This is a genomic window from Chromobacterium sp. ATCC 53434, assembly GCF_002848345.1.
GTDB lineage: Bacteria > Pseudomonadota > Gammaproteobacteria > Burkholderiales > Chromobacteriaceae > Chromobacterium.
Map to the genome: position 1 here is coordinate 3959713 of NZ_CP025429.1, position 23844 is coordinate 3983556.

26 protein-coding genes and 1 tRNA gene are annotated in these 23844 nt (G+C 63.1%); 8 read left to right on the forward strand and 19 right to left on the reverse strand.

Going from position 1 to position 23844, the window contains the following annotated elements:
* The first annotated feature begins 8 nt into the window (after positions 1-8).
* The 5 genes from CXB49_RS17455 (at position 9) to CXB49_RS17475 (ending at position 3662) form a co-directional block, all read left to right on the forward strand.
* Positions 9-902 (forward strand): lysophospholipid acyltransferase family protein, encoded by an 894-nt coding sequence (locus CXB49_RS17455; RefSeq protein WP_101709564.1) that lies wholly within the window; start codon positions 9-11, stop codon positions 900-902.
* On the forward strand, positions 899-1765 hold the full coding sequence (locus CXB49_RS17460) for a lipid A biosynthesis lauroyl acyltransferase (protein ID WP_101709565.1): 867 nt from the start codon (positions 899-901) through the stop codon (positions 1763-1765). The genes CXB49_RS17455 and CXB49_RS17460 overlap by 4 nt, the downstream gene beginning before the upstream one ends.
* A 153-nt stretch (positions 1766-1918) precedes the next feature.
* Positions 1919-2596, forward strand: a complete 678-nt coding sequence (locus CXB49_RS17465; protein WP_101709566.1) for a CsgG/HfaB family protein — start codon at positions 1919-1921, stop codon at positions 2594-2596.
* A 27-nt stretch (positions 2597-2623) separates the two neighbouring features.
* Complete coding sequence (locus CXB49_RS17470; protein ID WP_101709567.1) at positions 2624-3001, forward strand: DUF4810 domain-containing protein; 378 nt, start codon at positions 2624-2626, stop codon at positions 2999-3001.
* 1 nt (position 3002) lies between these two features.
* The gene (locus CXB49_RS17475) at positions 3003-3662 is read left to right on the forward strand and encodes a DUF799 domain-containing protein (RefSeq protein WP_101709568.1); all 660 of its coding nucleotides are present in this window, start codon (positions 3003-3005) and stop codon (positions 3660-3662) included.
* A 61-nt stretch (positions 3663-3723) separates the two neighbouring features.
* Here the strand turns inward: CXB49_RS17475 and CXB49_RS17480 are convergent, their stop codons facing one another.
* From CXB49_RS17480 to tpiA, 19 genes are all read right to left on the reverse strand, one after another.
* A complete protein-coding gene (locus tag CXB49_RS17480) occupies positions 3724-4452 on the reverse strand; it encodes a ribonuclease I (protein ID WP_158300935.1) in 729 nt (242 codons plus the stop codon).
* Positions 4453-4601: 149 nt separating this feature from the next.
* A complete protein-coding gene (locus CXB49_RS17485; RefSeq protein WP_101710756.1) occupies positions 4602-4898 on the reverse strand; it encodes a DUF2818 family protein in 297 nt (98 codons plus the stop codon).
* 10 nt (positions 4899-4908) lie between these two features.
* Complete coding sequence (nuoN, locus tag CXB49_RS17490; RefSeq protein WP_101709570.1) at positions 4909-6363, reverse strand: NADH-quinone oxidoreductase subunit NuoN; 1455 nt, start codon at positions 6361-6363, stop codon at positions 4909-4911.
* Positions 6364-6384: 21 nt separating this feature from the next.
* Positions 6385-7878, reverse strand: coding sequence for an NADH-quinone oxidoreductase subunit M (locus CXB49_RS17495; protein ID WP_101709571.1), 1494 nt, complete (start codon positions 7876-7878; stop codon positions 6385-6387).
* Positions 7879-7918: 40 nt separating this feature from the next.
* A complete protein-coding gene (nuoL, locus tag CXB49_RS17500; RefSeq protein WP_101709572.1) occupies positions 7919-9955 on the reverse strand; it encodes an NADH-quinone oxidoreductase subunit L in 2037 nt (678 codons plus the stop codon).
* Positions 9956-9988: 33 nt separating this feature from the next.
* On the reverse strand, positions 9989-10294 hold the full coding sequence (gene nuoK, locus CXB49_RS17505) for an NADH-quinone oxidoreductase subunit NuoK (protein WP_011134506.1): 306 nt from the start codon (positions 10292-10294) through the stop codon (positions 9989-9991).
* A 28-nt stretch (positions 10295-10322) separates the two neighbouring features.
* Positions 10323-10967 (reverse strand): NADH-quinone oxidoreductase subunit J, encoded by a 645-nt coding sequence (locus CXB49_RS17510; RefSeq protein ID WP_101709573.1) that lies wholly within the window; start codon positions 10965-10967, stop codon positions 10323-10325.
* Positions 10968-10976: 9 nt separating this feature from the next.
* Positions 10977-11465: an NADH-quinone oxidoreductase subunit NuoI gene (gene nuoI / locus CXB49_RS17515; protein ID WP_101709574.1), complete on the reverse strand. Its 489-nt coding sequence runs from the start codon at positions 11463-11465 to the stop codon at positions 10977-10979.
* A gap of 20 nt (positions 11466-11485) precedes the next feature.
* Positions 11486-12532 carry an NADH-quinone oxidoreductase subunit NuoH gene (gene nuoH, locus CXB49_RS17520; protein ID WP_101709575.1) on the reverse strand — a complete coding sequence of 349 codons (1047 nt, stop codon included), beginning with the start codon at positions 12530-12532 and terminating at the stop codon, positions 11486-11488.
* 3 nt (positions 12533-12535) lie between these two features.
* Positions 12536-14893, reverse strand: coding sequence for an NADH-quinone oxidoreductase subunit NuoG (gene nuoG / locus CXB49_RS17525; protein WP_101709576.1), 2358 nt, complete (start codon positions 14891-14893; stop codon positions 12536-12538).
* Between the two features lie 3 nt (positions 14894-14896).
* Positions 14897-16189: an NADH-quinone oxidoreductase subunit NuoF gene (gene nuoF / locus CXB49_RS17530; protein WP_101709577.1), complete on the reverse strand. Its 1293-nt coding sequence runs from the start codon at positions 16187-16189 to the stop codon at positions 14897-14899.
* The gene (gene nuoE, locus CXB49_RS17535) at positions 16189-16689 is read right to left on the reverse strand and encodes an NADH-quinone oxidoreductase subunit NuoE (protein ID WP_101709578.1); all 501 of its coding nucleotides are present in this window, start codon (positions 16687-16689) and stop codon (positions 16189-16191) included. The genes nuoF and nuoE overlap by 1 nt, the downstream gene beginning before the upstream one ends.
* The gene (locus CXB49_RS17540) at positions 16689-17942 is read right to left on the reverse strand and encodes an NADH-quinone oxidoreductase subunit D (RefSeq protein WP_101709579.1); all 1254 of its coding nucleotides are present in this window, start codon (positions 17940-17942) and stop codon (positions 16689-16691) included. Before CXB49_RS17540 ends, nuoE begins: the two co-directional genes overlap by 1 nt.
* Positions 17935-18531, reverse strand: a complete 597-nt coding sequence (locus CXB49_RS17545; RefSeq protein ID WP_101709580.1) for an NADH-quinone oxidoreductase subunit C — start codon at positions 18529-18531, stop codon at positions 17935-17937. Before CXB49_RS17545 ends, CXB49_RS17540 begins: the two co-directional genes overlap by 8 nt.
* An 11-nt stretch (positions 18532-18542) precedes the next feature.
* Positions 18543-19019 (reverse strand): NADH-quinone oxidoreductase subunit B family protein, encoded by a 477-nt coding sequence (locus CXB49_RS17550; protein ID WP_019103471.1) that lies wholly within the window; start codon positions 19017-19019, stop codon positions 18543-18545.
* Positions 19010-19366 (reverse strand): NADH-quinone oxidoreductase subunit A, encoded by a 357-nt coding sequence (locus CXB49_RS17555; RefSeq protein WP_011134496.1) that lies wholly within the window; start codon positions 19364-19366, stop codon positions 19010-19012. The genes CXB49_RS17550 and CXB49_RS17555 overlap by 10 nt, the downstream gene beginning before the upstream one ends.
* A 91-nt stretch (positions 19367-19457) precedes the next feature.
* Positions 19458-19542: transfer RNA gene (locus tag CXB49_RS17560), tRNA-Leu, on the reverse strand.
* A gap of 20 nt (positions 19543-19562) precedes the next feature.
* Entirely contained in the window at positions 19563-19913 is a 351-nt protein-coding gene (gene secG / locus CXB49_RS17565; RefSeq protein WP_101709581.1) for a preprotein translocase subunit SecG, read from the reverse strand.
* A gap of 1 nt (position 19914) precedes the next feature.
* A complete protein-coding gene (gene tpiA, locus CXB49_RS17570) occupies positions 19915-20661 on the reverse strand; it encodes a triose-phosphate isomerase (protein ID WP_101709582.1) in 747 nt (248 codons plus the stop codon).
* A 176-nt stretch (positions 20662-20837) separates the two neighbouring features.
* On the opposite strand from tpiA, the gene pstS reads away from it, so the two are divergent.
* The 3 genes from pstS to pstA all read left to right on the forward strand — a co-directional run bounded on the left by pstS (position 20838) and on the right by pstA (position 23843).
* Complete coding sequence (gene pstS, locus CXB49_RS17575; protein ID WP_101709583.1) at positions 20838-21875, forward strand: phosphate ABC transporter substrate-binding protein PstS; 1038 nt, start codon at positions 20838-20840, stop codon at positions 21873-21875.
* Positions 21876-21955: 80 nt separating this feature from the next.
* Positions 21956-22918 carry a phosphate ABC transporter permease subunit PstC gene (pstC, locus tag CXB49_RS17580; RefSeq protein WP_101709584.1) on the forward strand — a complete coding sequence of 321 codons (963 nt, stop codon included), beginning with the start codon at positions 21956-21958 and terminating at the stop codon, positions 22916-22918.
* Positions 22919-22952: 34 nt separating this feature from the next.
* The gene (gene pstA, locus CXB49_RS17585; protein WP_199406896.1) at positions 22953-23843 is read left to right on the forward strand and encodes a phosphate ABC transporter permease PstA; all 891 of its coding nucleotides are present in this window, start codon (positions 22953-22955) and stop codon (positions 23841-23843) included.
* Position 23844 lies beyond the last annotated feature (1 nt).

A 23844-nucleotide genomic window follows, 5' to 3' on the forward strand; every position in this document is an offset into this window, starting at 1 on the left:
CACTGCTCATGTCCAAGCTAGCTAGATTACTACTGTCTTTCCTGGCGCACCTCCCCCTATCCTGGCTACAAGGTTTGGGTGCCGCTCTCGGGCGACTGACTTACCTCAGCTCCCCCGGCTACGCCGGGCGGCTGCGAGAGAACGTCAGCTCTAGTAAAATCTTCGAAAGCTATCAGCATTTGCCGCAGCAAGTCAAACGCTGCTGCGCCGAAACCGGCAAGGGCGCGCTGGAGCTGGCCATCGCCTGGTGCCGCAGCCCGGAAGACATCGCCGCCATGGTCAAGGCCTGTCACGGCTGGGAGCACGTGGAGGCGGCGCTGGCTCGCGGCGACGGTATTATATTCGTAACTCCGCATTTAGGCAGCTACGATATCGCCGGTCGTTATATTAGTTCGCGACTGCCCTTTCCGCTGACCGCGATGTACCGACCGCCGAAACTGCAATGGCTCGAGCCGGTGATGCAGGCCGGCCGCGCCCGCGGCAAGGGCAAGACCGCCCCGGCCACCGCCGCCGGCGTCCGCGCGCTGATGAAGGCGCTGAAATCCGGCGAAGCCACCATCATCCTGCCGGACCAGGTGCCCGGCAACGGCGAGGGGGTCTGGGCGCCGTTCTTCGGCCGGCTCGCCTACACGATGACGCTGGTCCCCCGGCTGGCGCAGATGAGCGGCGTGACCACGCTGTTCTTCGTCGGCGAGCGCCTGCCGCGCGGACGGGGCTTCGCCGTCCATGTCGAGCCGCTGACCGCGCCGTTCTCCGGCGACAAGGAAGCCGACTGCGCCCAGATGAACGCGCAGGTGGAAGGCCTGATCCGCCGCTTCCCCGAGCAGTATCTGTGGAGCTACAACCGTTATAAATGTCCGGCCGGCGTCAGCCGCCCGGAAGCAGAACAAGGACACGCATGAAATTCGCTTTCGCCCTGTTGTGGCTGATTCGCCTGCTGCCGATGCGGGCCATCGGCCTGATCGCCGCCGGCCTGGGCAATATCGCCTACCTGCTGGCGCGCGGCCGCCGCCGCGTCGGCCTGATCAATTTGCGGCTGTGCTTTCCCGACATGCCGCTGGCCGAACGCCGTCGCCTGGTCCGCAAAAACTGCCAGCACATGATACGGATGGTGCTGGAATACGGCGTGTGCTGGTGGAGTTCGGCCAAGCGCATCGACGATCTGGTCGACATCAAGAACCTGCACTACGTCACCGACTTGCGCGACAACGGCGAGGACGTGATTCTGTTCTATCCGCACTTCGTCGGCTTCGAGATGTGCGTGTACGCGCTGAACCAGTACATCCCGCTGGTCAGCGTGTATTCGCATCAGAAGAACCAGGCGCTGGACCGCCAGATCTACGCCGGTCGCCAGCGCTACGACAACGCCTACATCGTGTCGCGCCAGGAAGGACTGCGCCCCATCATCAAGGCGATGCGCAAGGACCACGCGCCTTTCCTTTATCTGCCCGACCAGGACTTCGGCGTCCGCGACTCGCTATTCGTCGACTTCTTCGGCGTCAAGGCCGCCACCATCACCGGCATGTCGCGCATCGCCAAGCTGGCCCGCGCCAAAGTGGTGCCGGCCATCGCCCGCCGCGTCGGCGACCGCTTCGAACTGGAGTTCTATCCGGCCTGGGACGGCTATCCCAGCGAGGATATCGAGGCCGATACCCGCCGGATGAACGCCTTCCTCGAAGAACGCGTGCGCGAGATCCCGGACCAGTACTTCTGGCTGCACAAGCGCTTCAAGAACCGCCCACAAGGCGAAGCGCGCCTGTACTGAGCGTTCCCTGCCAGCCGCCGCCAAACACGGCGGCTTTTTCGCGTCCGCGCATGCCGCGCCGCGGCAACAACGCAACGTTATTGCCGTCGACTTGCGTTATATTGTTAAGTTTTCTTAACGATCCATCGACAACTTTATAGTCAGAGACTTTCAATGAAAAAGAAATATCTACTGCCTCTGCTGGCAGGCGCCGCCATCGTATCCGCCATGTCCGGCTGCGCCACCGAGAGCTCGCAAGCGCTGGCCGTCGCCCAGGTGCCCAGCGCCAACAAGCCCTATAGCGGCCCGCGCTCCCCTATCTCGGTCGGCAAATTCGACAACCGCTCCAGCTATATGCGCGGCATCTTCTCCGATGGCGTCGATCATCTCGGCAGTCAAACCAAGACCATCCTGATCACGCATCTGCAACAGAGCAACCGCTTCAATGTGCTCGATCGCGACAATATGAACGAGATCAAGCAGGAAGCCGGTCTGAAGCAGCAGGCGCAACAGCTGAAAGGCGCCGACTACGTGATCACCGGCGACATCACCGAGTTCGGCCGCAAGGAAGTCGGCGACCAGCAGCTGTTCGGCATTCTCGGCCGCGGCAAGCAACAGATCGCCTACGCCAAGGTCAGCCTGAACGTCGTCAACACCCGCACCTCCGAAGTGGTGTACTCGGTACAGGGCGCCGGCCAGTACGCGCTGTCCAACCGCGAGATCGTCGGCTTCGGCGGCACCGCCAGCTACGACTCCACCCTCAACGGCAAGGTGCTCGACCTGGCCGTGCGCGAAGCGGTGAACAATCTGGTCGGCGGCATCGATTCCGGCGCCTGGCAGCCCGGCAAATAACACCACAACCATAACGATAACAAGACAATGAAAACGAAAGCTATCGCGCGCCCCTTGCGCGTCGCGGCGCTGCTGGCAGGCTGCGCCCTGCTCGCGGCCTGCGCCGCCGGGCCGAAATCGCTGTACCAGTGGGAATCGTACCAAGCACAGGTTTACAGCTATCTGAAGAACGACGGCGGCGATCCGCAGAAACAGATCGCCGCGCTGGAAGAAGGCCTGGAAAAAATCCGCGCCAAGGGCAATCAGGCCCCGCCGGGCTACCACGCCCAGCTGGGCATGCTGTACGCCGCCACCGGCCACACCGATCAGATGGTCAAGGAATTCCAGACCGAGAAACAGCTGTTTCCCGAATCGGCGTCCTATATGGACTTCCTGATGGCCAAGCAAAAGAAGCAGGGGGCATGACATGCTGAAATCTCTCGCCCAGGCGGCCATCGCCGCCGCGCTGGCCGTCCTGGCCACCGGCTGCGCCGCCCCGGTCGCCAACCGCGACTACACCGCCTACAAGCAGAGCCGGCCGCGCTCCATCGTGATCCTGCCGCCGCTGAACGAGTCCCCCGACGTCAACGCCGGCAGCGGCGTGCTGTCTCAGATGAGCTATCCGCTGGCCGAGGCCGGCTACTACGTGCTCCCGGTGGCGCTGGTCAGCGAAACGTTCAAGCAGAACGGCCTCAGCGAGGCCCACGACATCCAGGCGGTGCCGCCGGCCAAGCTGCGCGAAATCTTCGGCGCCGACGCCGCGCTCTACCCCAGCGTCAAGCGCTACGGCGTCCACTACAGCGTATTGGACAGCGTGGCCGAGGTGGAAGCCAGCGCCAAACTGGTCGACCTGAAGAGCGGAAAGACGCTATGGGAAGGCCATGCCTACGGCAACAACGCCAACAGCAATAATTCCGGCGGCGGCCTGATCGGCATGCTGGTCAACGCGGCGATCAAGCAGATCGTCAACAGCGCCACCGACGCCGCCTACCCGGTGGCAGGAATGACCAGCAATCAGCTGCTGTCGGCCGGACGCGCCAACAGCGTGCTCTACGGTCCGCGCTCGCCGATGTACGGCACCGACTGAGTCTTCGCCGCGCCGGCATCAGCCGCCCCGCCAATCGGCCGGGCGGCTTTTTCATGCCCCGCTACCACTTGGGCAACAGGAACGGTTCCGAGCAATTGTCCTCGTACTCGCCGGCCGGCGTATCGACCAGGCTGCCCGCCGACGGGAAGCTGTCCAGCTTGTCCGCCCGTATCGTAAACCAGAACTGCGTCAATACATTGCGCTGTCTGGCGTCCTTGCCGCATTGCAGTTGCAGCGCGCGGCGCTGATCGGTGCCGAAGGCCTTGGCGAAAGCATCGACCAGCTCCTCGCGCGTGCGCACGGTGCCGGCCTCGGCCAGCAGGTAGCGGCCAAAGTCGCTGTCGACCACGTCCTCGCGCATCTGCAGCGCGGTGGTGAAGAAGTCCTCGGACTTGTAGCCGAAGCACTGCACATGCTTGACATACTCGTGCGTCAGCAGATCATCCTTCAACTGCGGCATGGTCTCCTTCAAGCGCTGCAGCAACTCGGCCGGCAGCACCGGAATCGCGTTGACGTGCGGGAAGAAGCCGCAACCCTTGGCCCACCACTGCTGCACCGGCACTTTCTGATCGATCAGGCTTTGCGGCAGCGACGGCCACAAGCCGTGCAAGCCGATCAATTCCGCTTTCGGCTGATCGGGCAGGCAGCCGTCTCCGCTGGCGCAAAAGCCGGGTTGCCAGGTCAGCGCATAGGTGTAGTGGACGAAATCGCCGTGTCGGGCCGGTTCCAGCGACTGGGCGGAGGCGGCGCCGGCGAACAGCAGCGCGCAAAGACTCAGAAATTTAAGCATGATGTCGGGCAATGGTGATGGCCCCGCACGCGTGCGGGTGGCGCGGACAGTACATGCTAATGTCAACTTATTTCAGCGCGCTGGCAAGCCATCGCCGTAAAAAACAAAAAAGCACCGCGATGCGGTGCTTTTTTGCCATGGCGAGCCGTCTACAACGCCGGTTTTCGCCAGAAATAGCGATAGACGAAGCCTGGAAAGGCCGCGACCAGGAACAAGGCCAGCGTGGTGACATAGAACTGCCAATGCTGCTCGTGAACCGGCATCTGGCGCGATTCCAGCAAACGGGCCAGCCCGCCAAGCAGCGCGAACAGCACCGCCAGCTCCAGCGCCTGCCAGCCAAAATGCTTGCGCGCCACCTTGAACACGCCGGCCACTCGTGTAGTGGCGAACGGCAAGTTGGCTGCCACGATGGCCAGCAACAACAGGATTACGATGCTGCTCTGCATGGCCATCGCCTCAGATCATGCCCAGCGACTGACGCATCGCCTGCGCGCACAGCTCGAGCAGCGACTGCGGCAGCACGCCGACCACCAGCAGCGCCAGCGCGTTCAGCGACAGCACCAGCTTCATGTCGCCGCGCACGACGATAGGCGCGGTGTCCTGAGCGTCGTCGAAGTAGATCGCCTTGACCACCCGCAGGTAGTAGAACGCGCCTATCACCGACATCAGCACCGAGAACACGGCCAGCTTGATCATGCCGATGTCGACGATGGCCTTGATCACCACGAACTTGGCGTAGAAACCCAGCAGCGGCGGAATGCCGGCCATCGAGAACATCGCCAGCAGCATCAGGATGGCGTACCAGCTGTTGCGGCTGTTCAGGCCCTTCAAGTCGTCGATCTTCTCGCACTCGAAACCCTGGCGCGACAGCGCCAGCACGATGCCGAAGCCGACCATGGACATCGCCACATAGACCACGGCGTAGAACAGCGCGGCCGAGTAGCCCTGCTGGGTGCCGGACAGCAGGCCCAGCAGCAGGAAGCCCATGTGCGAGATCGTCGAGTAGGCCAGCATCCGCTTGATATTGGTCTGCACGATGGCGGTGATGTTGCCGAGGGCCATCGACAGCACGGCGACGATGACCAGCATCGCCTGCCACTCGCCGACCAGCACGTCCAGGCCCTGGGCCAGAATGCGCAGCACGAACACGAAGGCGGCCAGCTTGGGCGCGGCGCCGACCATCAGCGTCACCGAAGTCGGCGAACCCTGGTACACGTCCGGCACCCACATGTGGAACGGCACGGCGCCGAGTTTGAACGACAGGCCGGCCACGATGAACACCAGGCCGAACACCAGCAGCATGCCGTTGGCGGAATGCGACTTGATGGACTTGGCGACGGCGGCCAGCTCCAGCGAGCCGGTGGCGCCGTAGATCATCGAGATGCCGTACAGCAGCAGGCCGGAGGCCAGCGCGCCCAGCACGAAGTACTTCATCGCCGACTCGGTGGCGGCCACCGAGTCGCGCTGCAGCGCGATCAGCGAGTACAGCGCCAGCGACAGCAGTTCCAGGCCCATGTACAGGGTCAGGAAGTGCGAGGCCGACACCATCAGGTTCATGCCCAACAGCGCGAACAAGGACAGCGAGAAGTACTCGCCCTTGAACAGGCCGCGGTCGGCGGTGTACTGGCGGCTATACACCAGCACCACCGCGGTGGTCGCGTACATCGCCAGCTTGACCAGCGACGCCAGCGGATCGGCGACGTACATGCCGGAGAAGGTCGTCACCGGGTACGGTACGAAGGTCCACAGCTGGACCGCCGCGGTGCCGGCCAGCGTCAGCAGCGTCAGGCCGTAGGTGATGCAGCGCTTTTCATCGGGGATGAAAAGATCCAGCATCAGCACCACCAGCAGCGCGCCGATCAGGAACAGCTCCGGCATCGCGGGTATCAGGTTGAGATCAGCCCAATTCATTTGTATGTATTCCTTCCGCGCTTACAGCTTGCTCTGCGCAACATGCGTGATCAGGTCGTTGACGGCGAAGTGCATCTTCTCGACGAAGGGCAGCGGGTACAGACCCATGCCCAGCACCGCGATCGCCAGGATGGCCAGCACCAGGAACTCGCGCTTGTTGACGTCGGTCAGCTCGGCCACATGCTCGTTGGCGACTTCGCCGAAGATCACGCGCTTGTACATCCACAGCGTGTAAGCGGCGCCGAAGATCAGCGTCGTGGCGGCCAGCGCGGCGTACCAGAAGTTCACCTGCACCGAACCCAGGATCACCATGAACTCGCCGACGAAGCCGGAAGTGGCCGGCAGGCCGGAGTTGGCCATCGCGAACAGCATCATGAAGGCCGCGAAGATCGGCATTTTGTTGGCCACGCCGCCGTAGTCGGCGATGTTGCGGCTGTGCACGCGGTCGTACATCACGCCGATGCAGAAGAACATCGCGGCGGAGACGAAGCCGTGCGACACCATCTGCACCAAGGCGCCCTTGACGGCCCAGGCGTTCATTTCATTGCCGGCGAACAGGAACATGCCCAGCGTCACGAAGCCCATGTGGGAAATCGACGAATACGCCACCAGCTTCTTCATGTCGGACTGCACCAGCGCCACCAGGCCGATGTAGACCACGGCGATCAGCGACAGCACGACGATGATGGGCGCCAGCTCGCGCGAGGCGTCCGGCAGGATAGGCAGCGCGAACCGCAGGAAGCCGTAAGCGCCGATCTTCAGCGTGATCGCCGCCAGCACCATCGAGCCGCCGGTCGGCGCCTCGACGTGGGCGTCCGGCAGCCAGGTGTGCACCGGCCACATCGGCACCTTCACCGCGAACGACAGGAAGAAGGCGACGAACAGCAGGATCTGCACCGTCAGCGGAATCTTGGCCAGATTCTGGAAGGCGTGGATGTCGAAGGTCTTGCCGGCCTGGAAGTACAGGTAGATGAAGGCCACCAGCATCAGCAGCGAGCCCAGCAGCGTGTACAGGAAGAACTTGACCGACGCGTAGACGCGACGCGGACCGCCCCAGATGCCGATGATCAGATACATCGGGATCAGCATGCCTTCGAAGAAGACATAGAACAGGATCGCGTCGAGCGCGGCGAAGGCGCCGTTGATCAGGCCGGACATGATCAGGAAGGCCGCCATGTACTGCGACACGCGCTTCTGGATCACTTCCCAGCCGGCCACCACCACCAATAGCGTGGTGAAGCTGTTCAGCACCACGAACAGCATCGAGATGCCGTCCACGCCGAGGTGGTAGTTGATGTTGAGCGCGGAAATCCACGGCTTCAGCTCTTCATACTGCATGCCGCCGTTGAAATTGTTGAACTCGGTGAACAGCGGCACCGACAGCAGGAAGCCCGCCAGGGCTCCCGCCAGGGCCAGCCAGCGCGCCAGCGGCGCGCGCTGGTCGCCGGCGGCCAGCACCACCAGGCCGGCCACGATCGGCGTCCAGATCACCAGACTGAGCAGATTTGTGAACATAATCAAACCTATATTGTTATTTCAATCCCGAAGCCCGGACTCAACGCAGAATCAGCGGCACGATCCACCAGCTCATCAGGCCCAGCACACCGATGATCATCGCGGTGGCGTAGCTGTAGATGAAACCGGTCTGCAGGCGGCGAATCACGCTGGAGAAACTGCCCACCAGCTTGGCGGTGCCGTTGACCATCAGGCCGTCGATCAGCAGCATGTCGCCGACCTTCCAGAACAAGGTGCCCAGCGCGCGCGAGCCCTTGGCGAACACGGCGAAATAGATCTCGTCCAGGTAGTACTTGTTTTCCAGCAGCTTGTGGATAGGCGCGCACTTTTCCTTGATGGCGGCCGGGATATGCGGCGCCTTCATGTAGAAGTACCAGGCGACCACAACGCCGGCGATGGCCAGCCACAGCGGCAAGGTGGTGAACGAGTGCAGCGTCATGGCGAAGGCGCCGTGGAACTCGTGCGCCAGCTCTTCCATGCCCGGGTGCGCTTCGTTGTTGACCGCGATCACGCCCTTGAAGAAGTCGCCGTACACCAGCTTGTCGATGGCGAAGTAACCGACCAGCACCGACGGGATGGCCAGCAGCACCAACGGCAGCGTCACCACCCACGGCGACTCGTGCGGCTTGTCGTTCGGGCCCAGGCCGTGATGGTGGTCGTGATCGTCGTCATGGCCGTGGCCGTGATGATCGTCCTTCTTCTCCATCCAGCGTTCCTTGCCGTGGAAGACCAGGAAGTACATGCGGAACGAGTAGAAGGCGGTGACGAACACGCCGGCCACGACGGCGAAGTAGGCGAAGCCGGCCGCCGGCAGATGCGAAGCGGCCACCGCCTCGATGATCGAGTCCTTCGAGTAGAAGCCTGCGAAGAACGGCGTGCCGATCAGCGCCAGCGAACCCAGCAGCGAAGTGATCCAGGTGATCGGCATGTACTTGCGCAGACCGCCCATATTGCGCATGTCCTGATCATGGTGCATGCCGATGATCACCGAGCCGGCGGCCAGGAACAGCAGCGCCTTGAAGAAGGCGTGCGTCATCACGTGGAACATCGCCACCGAGTACGCCGAGGCGCCCAGCGCGACGGTCATATAGCCCAGCTGCGACAGCGTGGAGTAGGCCACCACGCGCTTGATGTCGTTCTGCACGATGCCGAGGAAGCCCATGAACAGCGCGGTGATCGAACCGGCCACCAGGATCACGTTCAGCGCGGTGTCGGACAGCTCGAACAGCGGGCTCATCCGCGACACCATGAAGATGCCGGCCGTCACCATCGTGGCGGCGTGGATCAGCGCGGAGATCGGGGTCGGACCTTCCATCGAGTCCGGCAGCCACACGTGCAGCGGGAACTGGGCCGATTTACCCATCGCGCCGATGAACAGCAGGATGCAGGTGACGGTCATCAGCGACCATTGCTGGCCCGGGATGAGCTCCACGGTCTTGCTGGCCAGCGCCGGGGCGGCGGCGAACACGTCGCTGTAGTTCAGCGAGCCGCCGAAGTAGGCCAGCACCATGCCGATGCCCAAGAGGAAGCCGAAGTCGCCGACGCGGTTGACCAGGAAGGCCTTCAGGTTGGCGAACACCGCGGTCGGGCGCTTGAACCAGAAGCCGATCAGCAGGTAGGACACCAGGCCCACCGCCTCCCACCCGAAGAACAGCTGGATGAAGTTGTTGCTCATCACCAGCATCAGCATCGAGAAGGTAAACAGCGAGATATAGCTGAAGAAGCGCTGGTAGCCCGGGTCTTCCTGCATGTAGCCGATGGTATAGATGTGCACCATCAGCGACACGCTGGTAACCACCACCAGCATCATCGCGGTCAGCGAGTCCACCAGGAAGCCGACCGCGTAGTCGTGGCCGTCCATGGTCAACCAGGTGTAGACCGGTCCGTTGAACACTTCCGCGCTTCCGTTGAGGAAACCCAGGAGCACCTTGAGCGACAACGCGGCGGACACCGCCACGCCGGCTATCGTGACGACGTGCGAGGCGCGCCGTCCGATCGCCCATCCAAACAGGCCTGCAATGATGGAACCCGCCAGCGGAGCGAGTGCAATCAGCAGGTATAAGCTCTTCATATCCATGCTTTTGTGCTTTAGTTGTGGTTCCGGTTTGCCTTAGCCCTTGAGGCTGCCCAAGTCTTCAACGTTGATGCTCTGCAGATTGCGGAACAACACCACCAGGATCGCCAGACCAATGGCGGACTCGGCGGCGGCAACCGTCAGGATGAAGAATACGAAGATCTGGCCTGCCGAATCCGACAGGTAATGCGAGAACGCGATGAAGTTGAAATTCACCGCCAGCAGCATCAGCTCGATGGCCATCAGCAGGATGATCAGGTTTTTCCGGTTCAGGAAAATCCCCAGCACGCTGATGGCGAACAGGATGGCGGCCAGCACCAGAAAGTGAGTCAGTGTCAGCACGTTTCCTCCCTTATTGGTTGATTGGCCGTCAGGCCTGTTGCTCACCGGAATCAGCCTGCCCGGCCTCTTCCACTTGTTTCACGGCGTCCATCTTGACGATGCGGACGCGGTCCTCGCGGCGTACCTTCACCTGGCTCGCCGGATCCACTACCTTGCTGTCCTTGCGCGCGCGCATGGTCAGGCCGATGGCGGCCACCATGGCCAGCAGCAGCACGATGGCGGCGATCTCGAACGGCAGCAGATAGGTGGTGTACAGCTGATGACCCAGCACCTTGACGTTGCTGAAGTCGGCGGCCAGCGGCGCGCCTGCCTTGTAGGTGTCGAGGCCGGTCTTCGGGCTCATCAGGATCAGCGCCATTTCGGCGACCATGATCAGGCCGACGGTGGCGGCGACCGGCAGATTGCGCCAGAAGCCTTCACGCAGCTTCTCGATGTTGATGTCCAACATCATCACCACGAACAGGAACAGCACCATCACCGCGCCGACATAAACCAGCACCAGGGTGATCGCCAGGAACTCCGACTCCATCAGCAGCCAGTGGCCGGCGCTGGTGAAGAAGGCCAGCACCAGGTACAGCGCGGCGTGCACCGGGTTCTTGGCCGTCACCACGCGCAGACCGGCGAAGATCAGGATGGCGGACAGAACGTAGAAAATTACCGTTGTAAGGTTCATGGCCTCCCCTTAGCGATACTTGGCGTCGGCCGCCTTGTTGGCGGCGATTTCGGCCTCGTACTTGTCGCCAATCGCCAGCAGCATCGGCTTGGTGTAGTAGAGGTCGCCACGTTTTTCACCGTGGTATTCGAAGATGTGGGTTTCCACGATCGCGTCCACCGGACAGGCTTCCTCGCAGAAGCCGCAGAAGATGCACTTGGTCAGATCGATGTCGTAGCGGCTGGTACGGCGGGTGCCGTCGTCGCGCTCCTCCGACTCGATGCTGATCGCCAGCGCCGGGCACACCGCCTCGCACAGCTTGCACGCGATGCAGCGTTCTTCGCCGTTGGCGTAGCGGCGCTGCGCGTGCAGGCCGCGGAAGCGCGGCGAGATCGGCGTCTTCTCTTCCGGGAACTGAACCGTGATCTTGCGGGCGAAGAAGTAGCGGCCGGTGACCATCAGGCCCTTGACCAGCTCCACCAGCAGGAAGGTCTTGAAAAAGTTGCGGATCGAATTCATTTTTTCACCTATCCCCTGTCTCAGTGCCAAATCGACAGCGGGGTAAACATCCACACGCCCACCACCAGAATCCACACCAGGGTCACCGGGATGAACACTTTCCAGCCCAGGCGCATGATCTGGTCATAGCGATAGCGCGGGAAGGTGGCGCGGAACCACAGGAAGCAGAACAGCACCAGCGCGACCTTGACCGCCAGCCAGAAGAAGCCGCCGGCGCCCAGCAGGCCCCACGAAGCCGGGAACGGAGACAGCCAGCCGCCCAGGAACAGCAGCGCGGTCAGCGTCGCGACCAGGATCATGTTGGCGTATTCGGCCAGGAAGAACACCGCGAACGCCATGCCCGAGTATTCCACGTGGAAACCGGCGACGATTTCCGACTCGCCCTCGGCGACGTCGAACGGCGCGCGGTTGGTCTCGGCCACGCCGGAGATCAGGTAGACGATGAACAGCGGGAACAGCGGGATCCAGTTCCACGACAGGATGGAGCCCGCGCCCATGCCGAAAGACTGCTGCTTGACGATGTCGACCAAGTTCAGGCTGCCGGACACCATCAGCACGCCGACCAGGGCGAAGCCCATCGCCAGCTCGTACGAGACGATCTGGGCGGCGGAACGCATCGCGCCGAGGAAGGAGTACTTCGAGTTGCCCGCCCAGCCGGCGATGATCACGCCGTACACGCCCATCGACGTCAGCGCCAGGATGTACAGCAGCGAGGCGTTGACGTTGGCCAGCACCAGGCCGTCGGTGAACGGAATCACCGCCCAGGCGGCCAGCGCCGGACCGATGGCCAGCACCGGCGCCAGCAGGAACAATCCCTTGCTGGAGCTGGTCGGTAGGATGATTTCCTTCATCAGCAGCTTCAGGCCGTCGGCCAGCGGCTGCAGCAGGCCGAAATAACCGACCCGGTTGGGGCCGATCCGGATCTGCATGTAGCCGATCACCTTGCGCTCGGCCAGCGTCAGATACGCGACCGCGCCCAGCATCGGCAGCACGATGGCGATGATCTTCAGCAGGGTCCATACCAGGAGCCCCGCGTCAGTGCCAAGAATACCTTGCAAGAACTCCATGGTTTACCCCTGCTTGATCTCGATAGCGTCGAACATGCCGCCCAGCGCCAGCGTCGAGGCGTGCGCAACGGCGACCCGCACCACGTCGGCCGGCAGGCTGTCGTCGGCCTCGACCGCAACGCGCGCCTCGCCGGCGCCCTGCTTCAGCACCACTTCGGCGCCGGAAGCGATGCCGAGCTTGGCCAGCACGCTGCCGTGAACGCGCGCGACGGCGGCGCCGCGGGCTTCGCTGGTCTGCTGCAGCGACGGCGCGCGGCGGCAGACGGCATCGGCCTGGTACATCGGCACTTCGCCGACGCGGACAAAACCAGAAACGGCTGCGGCTGCGGTGGCGGAAACGGAAGCCAGCGCGTTGTTCAGCACGGCGGCGAGGTCGCCGGCGGCGAACTCGGCGCGCACTTCCTCGGCGCTGTTGTAAGCGAAGCCGCCCAGGCTCAGCATATTGCCCAGCACGCGCAGCACCTTCCAGGCCGGACGGGCTTCTCCCAGCGGCTTGACGACGCCGTTGAAGACCTGCAGCTTGCCTTCCATGTTGACGAAGGAACCGGCGGTTTCGGAGAACGGCGCGATCGGCAGCAGCACGTCGGCGTAGTCGAGCAGGCCCTGGCCCTTGTAGGCGGTCAGCGCGATCACGGTGGCGGCCTGCTTCATCGCGGCCACGGCGGCCTGGCCGTCGTAGCTGTCGAACTCCACTTCGGTGTTCAGCAGGAAGTAGGCCTTCTTCGGCTTGGCGATCATCGCGGCGGCGTTGTCGCCGGCGTTGACGGCCGAGCCCAGCGCGCCGCGGATCGGCAGCGCGCCGACCAGTTCGGCGCCGACGCTGTTCGCGGCTTCGGCCAGCACGCCGAAGCGGCCGCCGGTCAGACCCGCGATCTCCTGCGCCAGCGACAGCAGCTGGCCATAGGCCGGGTGATGCTGGGCGACGTTGCCGAGCACGATGGACGCGGTTTCCGCGCCGCAGAGGCTCTCGGCGATGCGGCGGGCCTCGGCCGAGACTTCGACGCCGGCCAGATCGATCTGGCTGGCGCCGGACTTGATCTCGGCCACGGCCTTCAGCACTTGCGACAACGCGTTAACCAGCGCCAGCGGCGACACGATCAGCTTGCCGTTGATCTTGGTCAGCAGATTGTCGTCGGCGACGTGGATAATGTTCAGTTCGGTGCCCTGCTTGACCGAGGCGCGCAGGCGCGAGGCCAGCAGCGGCTGCTCCTTGCGCAGCGTCGAGCCGATCGCCAGCACCGACTTGGCCGCGGCCAGTTCGGCGATGGTCGAGCCCAGCCACTCGGCGCCCTGCTTCGCCGCGTCGGCGGAGAAGTCGCTGCGGCGCAGGCGGTAGTCGATGCTGTTGACGCCGAAGGCGCGCGCCAGCTTCTGCGCCAGGAACAACTCTTCGGTCGTCGAATGCGAGCTGGTCAGGAAGCCGATGGCGTCCTTGCCGTGATCGGCGGACACGCCGTTCAGGCCCTTGACCACGTATTCGAGCGCGGTTTCCCAGTCGGTCTCGTGCCACTTGCCGTCGAACTTGATCATCGGCTTGGCGAGGCGCTCGGCGCTGTTCAGACCCTCATAGGAGAAGCGGTCGCGGTCGGCGATCCAGCACTCGTTGATGGCCTCGTTCTCCAACGGCAGCACGCGCATCACCTCGTTGCTCTTCACCTGGACCACCAGATTGGAGCCGAGACCGTCGTGCGGGCTGACCGACTTGCGGCGCGACAGCTCCCAGGCGCGGGTGCTGTAGCGGAACGGCTTGGAGGTCAGCGCGCCCACCGGGCACAGGTCGATGACGTTGCCGGAGATTTCCGAGTCCACAGTCTTGCCCAGGAAGGGCAGAATCTCGGAGAACTCGCTGCGGTTGGCCATGCCGATTTCCTGGAAGCCGCCGACTTCCTCGGTGAAGCGGACGCAGCGCGTGCAGTGGATGCAGCGCGACATTTCCTCGGCCGATACCAGCGGGCCCATGTCCTTGCCGACCACCACGCGCTTCTCTTCCTCGTAGCGCGAGGTCGAGTTGCCGTAGCCAACCGCCAGATCCTGCAGCTGGCATTCGCCGCCCTGGTCGCAGATCGGGCAATCCAGCGGGTGGTTGATCAGCAGGAATTCCATCACGCCCTGCTGAGCCTTCTTGGCCAGCGGAGACGCGGTGTGGACCTTCATGCCGTCGGTGACCGGGGTGGCACAGGCCGGCAGCGGCTTCGGCGCCTTTTCCACTTCCACCAGGCACATCCGGCAGTTGGCCGCGATGGACAGCTTCTTGTGGTAGCAGAAGTGCGGAATATAGGTGCCCGCCGAATGGGCAGCCTCGATGACGGTGCTGCCCTGCGGCACCGTCAGTTTCTTACCGTCGATTTCGATTTCAAGCATCGCTCAACACCATTTGTGATCCACCAAGGTCTTTCCGTGTTCGATCGCGTGCTCGAACTCCTCGCGGAAATGCTTGGTGAAACTGCGAACCGGGAACACCGCGGCGTCGGCCAGCGCGCAGATGGTGCGGCCGGCCATATTGTTGCCCACGGAATCCAGAAGCTCCAGATCGCCCGGACGGCCCTGGCCGTTGGCGATGCGGTGGATCACCTTGTACAGCCAGCCGGTGCCTTCGCGGCACGGCGTGCACTGGCCGCAGGATTCCTCGTGGTAGAAATAGGCCAGACGCTCCAGCGCCTTGACCATGCACACGCCGTCGTTCATCACGATCACCGCGCCGGAACCCAGCATCGAACCCGCCTTGGCGATGCTGTCGTAGTCCATCGTGCACTGCATCATGATGTCGGCCGGCAGCACAGGCGCGGACGAACCGCCCGGAATCACCGCCTTCAGCTTGCCGCCCTTCATGCCGCCGGCCAGTTCCAACAGCTCGGAGAATGGGGTGCCGAGCGGCACTTCGTAGTTGCCGGGACGGTTGACGTGGCCGGAGACCGAGAACAGCTTGGTGCCGCCGTTGTTCGGCTTGCCCTTCTCGAGGAAGGTCTGCGCGCCGTCGCGGATGATGAACGGCACCGAGGCGAACGATTCGGTGTTGTTGATCGTCGTCGGCTTGCCGTACAGGCCGAAGCTGGCCGGGAACGGCGGCTTGAAGCGCGGTTGGCCCTTCTTGCCTTCCAGCGATTCCAGCAGCGCGGTTTCTTCGCCGCAGATGTAGGCGCCGTAGCCGTGGTGGGCGTAGAGCTCGAAGTTGAAGCCGGCGCCGAGGATGTTCTGGCCCAGGAAGCCGGCCTTGCGGGCCTCTTCCAGCGCTTCCTCGAAACGTTCGTAGTCTTCGAAGATCTCGCCGTGGATGTAGTTGTAACCCGCCTTGGTGCCCATCGCGTAACCGGCGATGATCATGCCCTCGATCAGCGAGTGCGGGTTGTAGCGGATGATGTCGCGGTCCTTGAAGGTGCCCGGCTCGCCCTCGTCCGTATTGCAGACGACGTATTTGTCGCCCGGGAACGAGCGCGGCATGAAGCTCCACTTCAGGCCGGTCGGGAAACCGGCGCCGCCGCGACCGCGCAGGCCGGAGTTCTTCACTTCCGCGATCACATCCTCTTGCGCCATCTTGGCGTCGAGGATGCGGCGCAGCGCCTGGTAGCCGCCGCGGGCCACGTAGGCGTCCAGACGCCAGCAGTCGGGCTGCGCGGTGTCGACGCCGTCGAAAATCACGCCATTAGCGAAGACTGCCATTATTTCAACTCCGCCAGTTTTTTGTCGATTGCTTCGGGCGTCATGAAGCTGCACATCTTGTGGTTGTTCACCAGCAAGACCGGCGCGTCGCCGCAGGCGCCCATGCACTCGCCTTCCAGCAGGGTGTACATGCCGTCGGCGCTGGTTTCGCCGATGGCGATGCCCAGTTTCTGCGAGATGTACTGGGCGGCGTTGACGCCGCCGGACAAGGCACAGGGCAGATTGGTGCAGACGGTGATCTTGAATTTACCCACCGGCTTCATGTCGTACATGTTGTAGAAGGTGGCGACTTCGTAGGCGGCCACCGGGGCGATGCCCAGGTAGTCGGCGACGAACTCGATCAGCTCCTGGTTCAGGCAGCGCGTTTCCGGGGTTTCACCGGTAGCGCGCCGCTCATCCAGCGCGATGCGCAAAGCGCCCATCACTGCGGAGCGCTTCTGGTCGGCCGGATATTTGGCGACCTCGCGGTCGATCAAGGCTAGCGATTGTGCGGACAGCATCAGCGGTCAATCTCCCCAAACACGATATCCTGCGTACCGATGATCGCGACGACGTCGGCGATCATGTGGCCGGTGGCCATCTCGTCCAGCGCGGCCAAGTGGGCGTAGCCCGGCGCGCGGATTTTCAGGCGGTACGGTTTGTTGGCGCCGTCGGACACCAGATAGATGCCGAATTCGCCCTTCGGGTGCTCCACCGCCGCGTAAGCCTCGCCCTCCGGCACGTGCATGCCTTCGGTGAACAGCTTGAAGTGGTGGATCAGGTCTTCCATATTGGACTTCATGCCTTCGCGCGAAGGCGGCGCCACCTTATGGTTGTCGGTGATCACCGGACCCGGATTGTCGCGCAGCCAGGCCACGCACTGCTGGATGATGCGGTTGGACTGGCGCATTTCCTCGACGCGCACCAGATAGCGGTCGTAGCAATCGCCGCCGACGCCCACCGGCACATCGAAGTCCATCCTGTCGTACACATCGTACGGCTGGGTCTTGCGCAGGTCCCAGGCGATGCCGGAGCCGCGCAGCATCGGGCCGGTCATGCCCAGGTTCAGCGCGCGTTCGGCCGTCACCACGCCGATGTCCACGGTCCGCTGCTTCCAGATCCGGTTGTCGGTCAGCAGAGTCTCGTACTCGTCGACATAGGTCGGGAAACGCTTGGTGAAGTCGTCGATGAAGTCCAGCATCGAGCCCTTGCGGCCTTCGTTCAGCCGCGCCAGCTCCTTGGCGTTCTTGATCTTGGACACGGTGTACTGCGGCATCGAATCCGGCAGGTCGCGGTAGACGCCGCCCGGACGGAAGTAGGCCGCGTGCATGCGCGCGCCCGACACCGCCTCGTAGCAGTCCATCAGGTCCTCGCGCTCGCGGAAGGCGTACAGGAACATCGTCATCGCGCCGATGTCCAGCGCGTGGGCGCCGATCCACAGCAGGTGGTTCAGCACGCGGGTGATCTCGGCGAACATCACGCGGATGTACTGCGCGCGTTCCGGCACCTCGATGCCCATCATCTTCTCGATGGCCAGGCAGTAGGCGTGCTCGTTGCACATCATCGACACGTAGTCGAGACGGTCCATATACGGCAGCGACTGGATGAAGGTCTTGCTCTCGGCCAGCTTCTCGGTGCCGCGGTGCAACAGACCGATGTGCGGGTCGGCGCGCTGGACGACTTCGCCGTCCAGCTCCAGCACCAGGCGCAGCACGCCGTGCGCGGCCGGGTGCTGCGGACCGAAGTTCAGAGTGTAGTTACGGATCTCAGCCACCGTAGTTCTCCTCGCGGATGATGCGCGGAGTGATTTCGCGCGGTTCGATGGTAACGGGCTGATAGATCACGCGCCGCTGGTTCGGGTCGTAGCGCATTTCCACGTGGCCCGACAGCGGGAAGTCCTTGCGGAACGGGTGGCCGACGAAACCGTAGTCGGTCAGCAGACGGCGCAGGTCGGGGTGGCCTTCGAACACGATGCCGAACAGGTCGAACGCTTCGCGCTCGAACCAGTTGACGGCGTTCCAGACGCCATTGACCGACGGGATCACCGGGAAGTCGTCGTCTTCGGCGAAGACGCGCAGGCGGACGCGGTGGTTCAGCTTGACGGACAGCAGATGGTATACGGCGGCGAAGCGCGGGCCGTCCCACGGCTCGTCGCGGTAGGCGCTGTAGTCCATGCCGCAGACGTCGATGCATTGCTCGAAGGCGAGCTCTGCGTGGTCGCGCAGCGTCTGCGCGACGGACAGCAGATCGGACGCCTTGCACACGATGGTCAGCTCATCCAGGGCCAGCGTGCTGCGCACGAGCTTGTCGCCCAGCGCCGCGGCAACGACCGAACCCAACGCTTCCATTTTCTTGGAGGCCATAAGTTTCTACCTTAGCGGGCGATGGTGTTGGTACGTTTGATCTTGTTCTGCAGCTGGATGATGCCGTACAGCAGCGCCTCGGCGGTCGGAGGACAGCCCGGGACGTAGACATCGACCGGCACGATGCGGTCGCAGCCGCGTACCACAGAATAGGAGTAATGGTAGTAACCGCCGCCGTTGGCACAGGACCCCATCGAGATCACCCAGCGCGGCTCGGCCATCTGGTCGTACACCTTGCGCAGCGCCGGCGCCATCTTGTTGCACAAGGTGCCGGCGACGATCATCAGGTCGGACTGGCGCGGACTGGGGCGGAACACGATGCCGAAGCGGTCAAGGTCGTAACGCGCCGCGCCCGCGTGCATCATTTCCACCGCGCAACAGGCCAGACCGAAGGTCATCGGCCACAGCGAGCCGGTGCGGGTATAGTTGATAAGCTTGTCGGCCGTCGTCGTGACGAAGCCTTTCTCCAGAATCCCTTCTACTCCCATTCCAGAGCTCCCTTCTTCCACATGTAGACGAAGCCGAGCGTCAGCACGGCCAGAAACTCGACCATCACGCCCAAACCATAGACGCCCAAATCCTTCAGCACCACGGCCCAAGGAAACAGGAAGGCGATTTCCAGGTCGAACAGGATGAAGAGGATGGCGATCAGGTAATAGCGGACGTCAAACTTCATGCGGGCATCTTCGAAGGCCTCGAAGCCGCATTCGTATGGAGAAAGTTTCTCAGCGTCAGGACGATTGGGTGCCAGCAGTTTGCCCAGAACGATAGGGCCCACGCCGACCAGAAGTCCGACGATGACAAACATCAGAATGGGAAAGTAGTTTTGCAGCATTTCCCGTACACCCCCAAAAAAAGAGGGGTCGCCCCCTCTTGGCTCCAAATAAAACAGGCCACCGGAGTCCCGGTGGCCTGTTTTTGAATGGTGGTGCCGACAGTGAGACTCGAACTCACACAGCTTTCGCCACTACCCCCTCAAGATAGCGTGTCTACCAATTTCACCATGTCGGCACAGCAAAGCTTTTAAATTGTCACTCCGGAATCTTGGATGCTGTTCCGGAAGCGTTTTTATTAGGCGCGCCTGCCGGGATTTGCGGCGCCACCTGTTCAATCTTTCCGCCCATCACGCCCAGGTCATTCTTTCCACCCCCGGAAAGATAGACCAAGCTGAGGGAAGTCGCGAAGAATACTGCCGCTGCAATGGCAGTCGTCCTACTCAAGAAATTCGCAGAACCAGACGCCCCAAACAGACTGCCGGAGGAACCGCCGCCAAAGGCCGCGCCCATATCCGCACCCTTGCCGTGCTGCATCAAAACAAGGACGATGATGGTCACTGCGGACAGGAGGTTTACAATCCAAATAAGCGTCTTAAGAAGTTCCATACTATATCATATTTCCTGCGGCTTGGCAAATCACTCTGAATGAATCGGCGTCCAGAGAGGCCCCTCCGACCAATGCTCCGTCGACGTTTTCCGTCGCCAGAATGGCCTCGGCATTCTCTGCTTTGACACTGCCGCCGTAGAGGACGCGAATCTTATCCGAGCCGTCCGTGTTTTGCAAGCACCAGTTTTTGATGAATGCATGAATTTCGGCGATCTGTTCCAGCGTCGCCACCTTGCCCGTTCCTATCGCCCAAACCGGCTCGTAGGCGATCACATATCGGTCGCCGGCGATCTCGGTCAGAATGGCCAGCTGCTCCGCGATCACCGCCAAATGGCGGCCCGCCTCGCGCTCCGCCAGCGTTTCGCCGACGCACAGCACCGGCGACACGCCGGCGGCGGCGGCATTGCGCATCTTGGCCAGCAGCGCCGCATTGTCCTCGCCGAAATACTGGCGCCGCTCGGAATGGCCGACCAGCGCATAACGGCAGCCGACATCGGCCAGCATCGAAGCGCTCACCTCTCCGGTAAACGCGCCGTCGGCGGCGAAACGGCTGACATCCTGCGCCGCCAGCGCCAGACGGCCCCCGGCCAGCTGCCGGGCCAGATCGGAAAGATACACCGCCGGCGCGGCAATGCCGACGCCATCCCGGTTGGTCGCCGCGTCGGCCAACAGCGCCGCCGCCAGTTCGCGCGCGCCATCGCCGCGCGTATTCATCTTCCAATTGCCGATCACCAGCTTGCCGGACATGCGTCTCTCCACATCATATATCGGATTACGGGTCGCCGCCGATTATAGCGCGATGCGCCGCCGGCTCCAACGGCGGCGGCGACCGTACGTTTACGACTTGTAATATTAATGAAAGATTTGCCCGATACGATGGCGGCCATCACAACAGCAATCCCAACCTTGCTCGGGAGTTAAGCATGAAACAGTCTGTACGTCTGGCAGCCGTTCTCGGTTCCGTGCTGATCGCAGGTTCGGCCTACGCCGCGGACATCACCGGCGCCGGCGCGACGTTCCCCTACCCGCTGTACGCCAAGTGGGCGGCCAACTACAAGGGCAGCACCGGCAACAACATGAACTACCAGTCCATCGGTTCCGGCGGTGGCATCAAGCAGATCCAGTCGAAGACCGTGGATTTCGGCGCATCCGACATGCCGCTGAAGCCGGAAGAGCTGGACAAGTCCGGCCTGACCCAGTTCCCGACCGTGATGGGCGGCGTGGTGCCGGTGTACAACATCCCGGGCATCGCCGCCGGCCAGATCAAGTTCACCGGCCCGCTGTTGGCCGACATCTACATGGGCAAGGTCGGCAAGTGGAACGACGCGGCCATCGCCAAGCTGAATCCGGGCGTCAAGCTGCCTGACCAGCGCATCTCGGTAGTGCGCCGCTCCGACGGCTCCGGCACCACCTTCATCTTCACCAACTACCTGTCCAAGGTATCGCCGGAATGGGCGAAGGACGTCGGCTCCAATACCGCCGTCAGCTGGAAGGGCAGCTCGGTGGGCGGCAAGGGCAACGAAGGCGTGGCCAACTACGTGTCGCGCATCAAGGGCGCGATCGGCTATGTCGAGTACGCCTACGCCAAGCAGAACAAGCTGTCCTACGGCCTGCTGCAGAACCAGGCCGGCGTGTTCGTGAAGCCGGACGAGTCCTCGTTCAAGGCCGCCGCCGCCAACGCCGACTGGCACAAGGCCCCGGGCTTCTACCTGCTGCTGACCAACCAGCCGGGCAAGCAGAGCTGGCCGATCGCCGGCGCCACCTTTATCCTGATGCACAAGAAGCAGGACAAGCCGGCGCAGGCCTCCGAAGTGCTGAAGTACTTCGACTGGGCGTACAAGAACGGCGACAAGACCGCCCAGGAACTGGACTACATCCCGATGCCGGATAATGTGAAGACCATCATCCGCACCAGCTGGAAGCAGATCACCGACGGCAGCGGCAAGACCGTCTGGAACTGATCCGCGAGCAGTCCGACGCAACCAGGCCGGAGGGAGCCCGCTCTCTCCGGCCTTGTGTCTGAACCATCAAGAATCGACACATGCAAAAACTGAGCAATGACCGGCAGCTGGGCCTTCAGCAGCAGCTGGACCAGATTTTCCGCGTGACCACCCGCTGTTTCGCCTTCCTCGTGCTGGCGCTGCTGGTGGGCATACTCATTTCGCTGCTGGTCGGCGCGATGCCGAGCATCAAGGGCTTCGGCTGGGGCTTTCTGGCCAGCACGGACTGGGATCCGGTACAGCAGAAGTTCGGCGCCATCGTGCCCATCTTCGGCACGCTGGCCACCTCCATCATCGCGCTGTTGATCGGCGTGCCGGTCAGCTTCGGCATCGCGCTGTTCCTGACCGAGCTGTGCCCGACCTGGCTGAAGCGGCCGCTGGGCATCGCCATCGAACTGCTGGCCGGCATCCCGTCCATCATCTACGGCATGTGGGGCCTGTTCGTGTTCGCGCCGTTCTTCGCCGACCACGTCCAGCCGTGGATCATCGACAATCTGGGCGAGTTCCCGCTGATCGGCTTCCTGTTCCAGGGCGCGCCGATGGGCATAGGCCTGTTCACCGCCGGCCTGATCCTGGCCATCATGGTGATTCCGTTCATCGCCTCGGTGATGCGCGACGTGTTCGAGGTGGTGCCGGTGATGCTGAAGGAATCGGCCTACGGCCTCGGCTCCACCACCTGGGAGGTGGTGCGCTACGTGGTGCTGCCCTATACCAAGACCGGCGTCGTCGGCGGCATCATGCTGGGCCTCGGCCGCGCGCTGGGCGAGACGATGGCGGTCACCTTCGTCATCGGCAACTCCACCCGCTTCACCACCAGCCTGTTCGAACCGGGCAACTCGATCGCCTCGTCGCTGGCCAACGAATTCGCCGAGGCCAACGGCGATCTGTACATGGGTTCGCTGATCGAGCTGGGCCTGATCCTGTTCTTCATCACCTTTGTGGTGCTCGCCTGCTCCAAGCTGCTGCTGTTGCGCCTGAAGAAGCAGGAAGGCAAGCCTTCCTGACATGAAAGACGCCACCACGATGAGCCAAGCGACCATGAACGACGCCTTGCCGACCTCCTCCGCCGTCAGCCTGAAACAGGACAGCGCCACCTATCGCCGGCGCCGGCTGATCAACCGCCTGACGATGACCGCGTCGATGCTGACGATGGCCTTCGGCCTGTTCTGGCTGTTCTGGATCCTGATCACCCTGCTGCAACACGGCCTGTCCGGCATCAACTGGCAGGTGTTCACCGAGAGCACCCCGCCGCCGGGCTCCACCGGCGGCCTGGCCAACGCCATCTACGGCAGCCTGGTGATGACCGGCTTCGGCACGCTGTTCGGCACGCCGGTCGGCATCCTGGCCGGCATCTACCTGGCCGAGTTCGGCCAGCGCGGCTGGCTGGCGCCGGTGACCCGCTTCATCAACGACATCCTGCTGTCGGCGCCGTCCATCGTCATCGGCCTGTTCGTCTACGAGGTGTACGTGGTGTCGGTCGGCCACTTTTCCGGCTGGGCCGGCTCGTTCGCGCTGGCGATCCTGGTGATCCCGGTCGTCGTGCGCACCACCGAGAACATGCTGCGCCTGGTGCCGAACAGCCTGCGCGAGGCCGCCGCCGCGCTTGGCGCGCCGCAATGGAAGGTGACGCTGTACGTGACGCTGCGCTCGGCCCAGGCCGGCGTGCTGACCGGCATCCTGCTGGCGGTGGCGCGGATTTCCGGCGAAACCGCTCCGCTATTGTTCACCGCGCTGAACAACCAGTTCTTCAACAGCAATATGAACCAGCCCATGGCCAACCTGCCCATCGTGATCTTCCAGTTCGCGATGAGCCCGTACGAGGACTGGCACACGCTGGCCTGGGCCGGCTCGCTGTTGATCACCTTCAGCGTCCTCACCCTGAATATCGTCGCCCGCTGGATGGGCGGCCGCAAGAATCAATCGAATTAAG

Coding starts and splice junctions, on each gene's coding strand:
- nuoH (WP_101709575.1), bottom strand. CDS start 12,532: ATGGAGTTCTTGCAAGGTATTCTTGGCACTGACGCGGGGCTCCTGGTA.
- CXB49_RS17550 (WP_019103471.1), bottom strand. CDS start 19,019: ATGGGAGTAGAAGGGATTCTGGAGAAAGGCTTCGTCACGACGACGGCC.
- CXB49_RS17460 (WP_101709565.1), top strand. CDS start 899: ATGAAATTCGCTTTCGCCCTGTTGTGGCTGATTCGCCTGCTGCCGATG.
- CXB49_RS17470 (WP_101709567.1), top strand. CDS start 2,624: ATGAAAACGAAAGCTATCGCGCGCCCCTTGCGCGTCGCGGCGCTGCTG.
- secG (WP_101709581.1), bottom strand. CDS start 19,913: ATGGAACTTCTTAAGACGCTTATTTGGATTGTAAACCTCCTGTCCGCA.
- CXB49_RS17455 (WP_101709564.1), top strand. CDS start 9: ATGTCCAAGCTAGCTAGATTACTACTGTCTTTCCTGGCGCACCTCCCC.
- nuoE (WP_101709578.1), bottom strand. CDS start 16,689: ATGCTGTCCGCACAATCGCTAGCCTTGATCGACCGCGAGGTCGCCAAA.
- nuoN (WP_101709570.1), bottom strand. CDS start 6,363: ATGAATTGGGCTGATCTCAACCTGATACCCGCGATGCCGGAGCTGTTC.
- pstS (WP_101709583.1), top strand. CDS start 20,838: ATGAAACAGTCTGTACGTCTGGCAGCCGTTCTCGGTTCCGTGCTGATC.
- CXB49_RS17555 (WP_011134496.1), bottom strand. CDS start 19,366: ATGCTGCAAAACTACTTTCCCATTCTGATGTTTGTCATCGTCGGACTT.
- pstC (WP_101709584.1), top strand. CDS start 21,956: ATGCAAAAACTGAGCAATGACCGGCAGCTGGGCCTTCAGCAGCAGCTG.
- CXB49_RS17495 (WP_101709571.1), bottom strand. CDS start 7,878: ATGTTCACAAATCTGCTCAGTCTGGTGATCTGGACGCCGATCGTGGCC.
- CXB49_RS17480 (WP_158300935.1), bottom strand. CDS start 4,452: ATGCTTAAATTTCTGAGTCTTTGCGCGCTGCTGTTCGCCGGCGCCGCC.
- CXB49_RS17485 (WP_101710756.1), bottom strand. CDS start 4,898: ATGCAGAGCAGCATCGTAATCCTGTTGTTGCTGGCCATCGTGGCAGCC.
- tpiA (WP_101709582.1), bottom strand. CDS start 20,661: ATGTCCGGCAAGCTGGTGATCGGCAATTGGAAGATGAATACGCGCGGC.
- CXB49_RS17510 (WP_101709573.1), bottom strand. CDS start 10,967: ATGAACCTTACAACGGTAATTTTCTACGTTCTGTCCGCCATCCTGATC.
- nuoI (WP_101709574.1), bottom strand. CDS start 11,465: ATGAATTCGATCCGCAACTTTTTCAAGACCTTCCTGCTGGTGGAGCTG.
- nuoG (WP_101709576.1), bottom strand. CDS start 14,893: ATGCTTGAAATCGAAATCGACGGTAAGAAACTGACGGTGCCGCAGGGC.
- CXB49_RS17545 (WP_101709580.1), bottom strand. CDS start 18,531: ATGGCCTCCAAGAAAATGGAAGCGTTGGGTTCGGTCGTTGCCGCGGCG.
- CXB49_RS17475 (WP_101709568.1), top strand. CDS start 3,003: ATGCTGAAATCTCTCGCCCAGGCGGCCATCGCCGCCGCGCTGGCCGTC.
- nuoF (WP_101709577.1), bottom strand. CDS start 16,189: ATGGCAGTCTTCGCTAATGGCGTGATTTTCGACGGCGTCGACACCGCG.
- pstA (WP_199406896.1), top strand. CDS start 22,953: ATGAACGACGCCTTGCCGACCTCCTCCGCCGTCAGCCTGAAACAGGAC.
- nuoL (WP_101709572.1), bottom strand. CDS start 9,955: ATGGATATGAAGAGCTTATACCTGCTGATTGCACTCGCTCCGCTGGCG.
- CXB49_RS17465 (WP_101709566.1), top strand. CDS start 1,919: ATGAAAAAGAAATATCTACTGCCTCTGCTGGCAGGCGCCGCCATCGTA.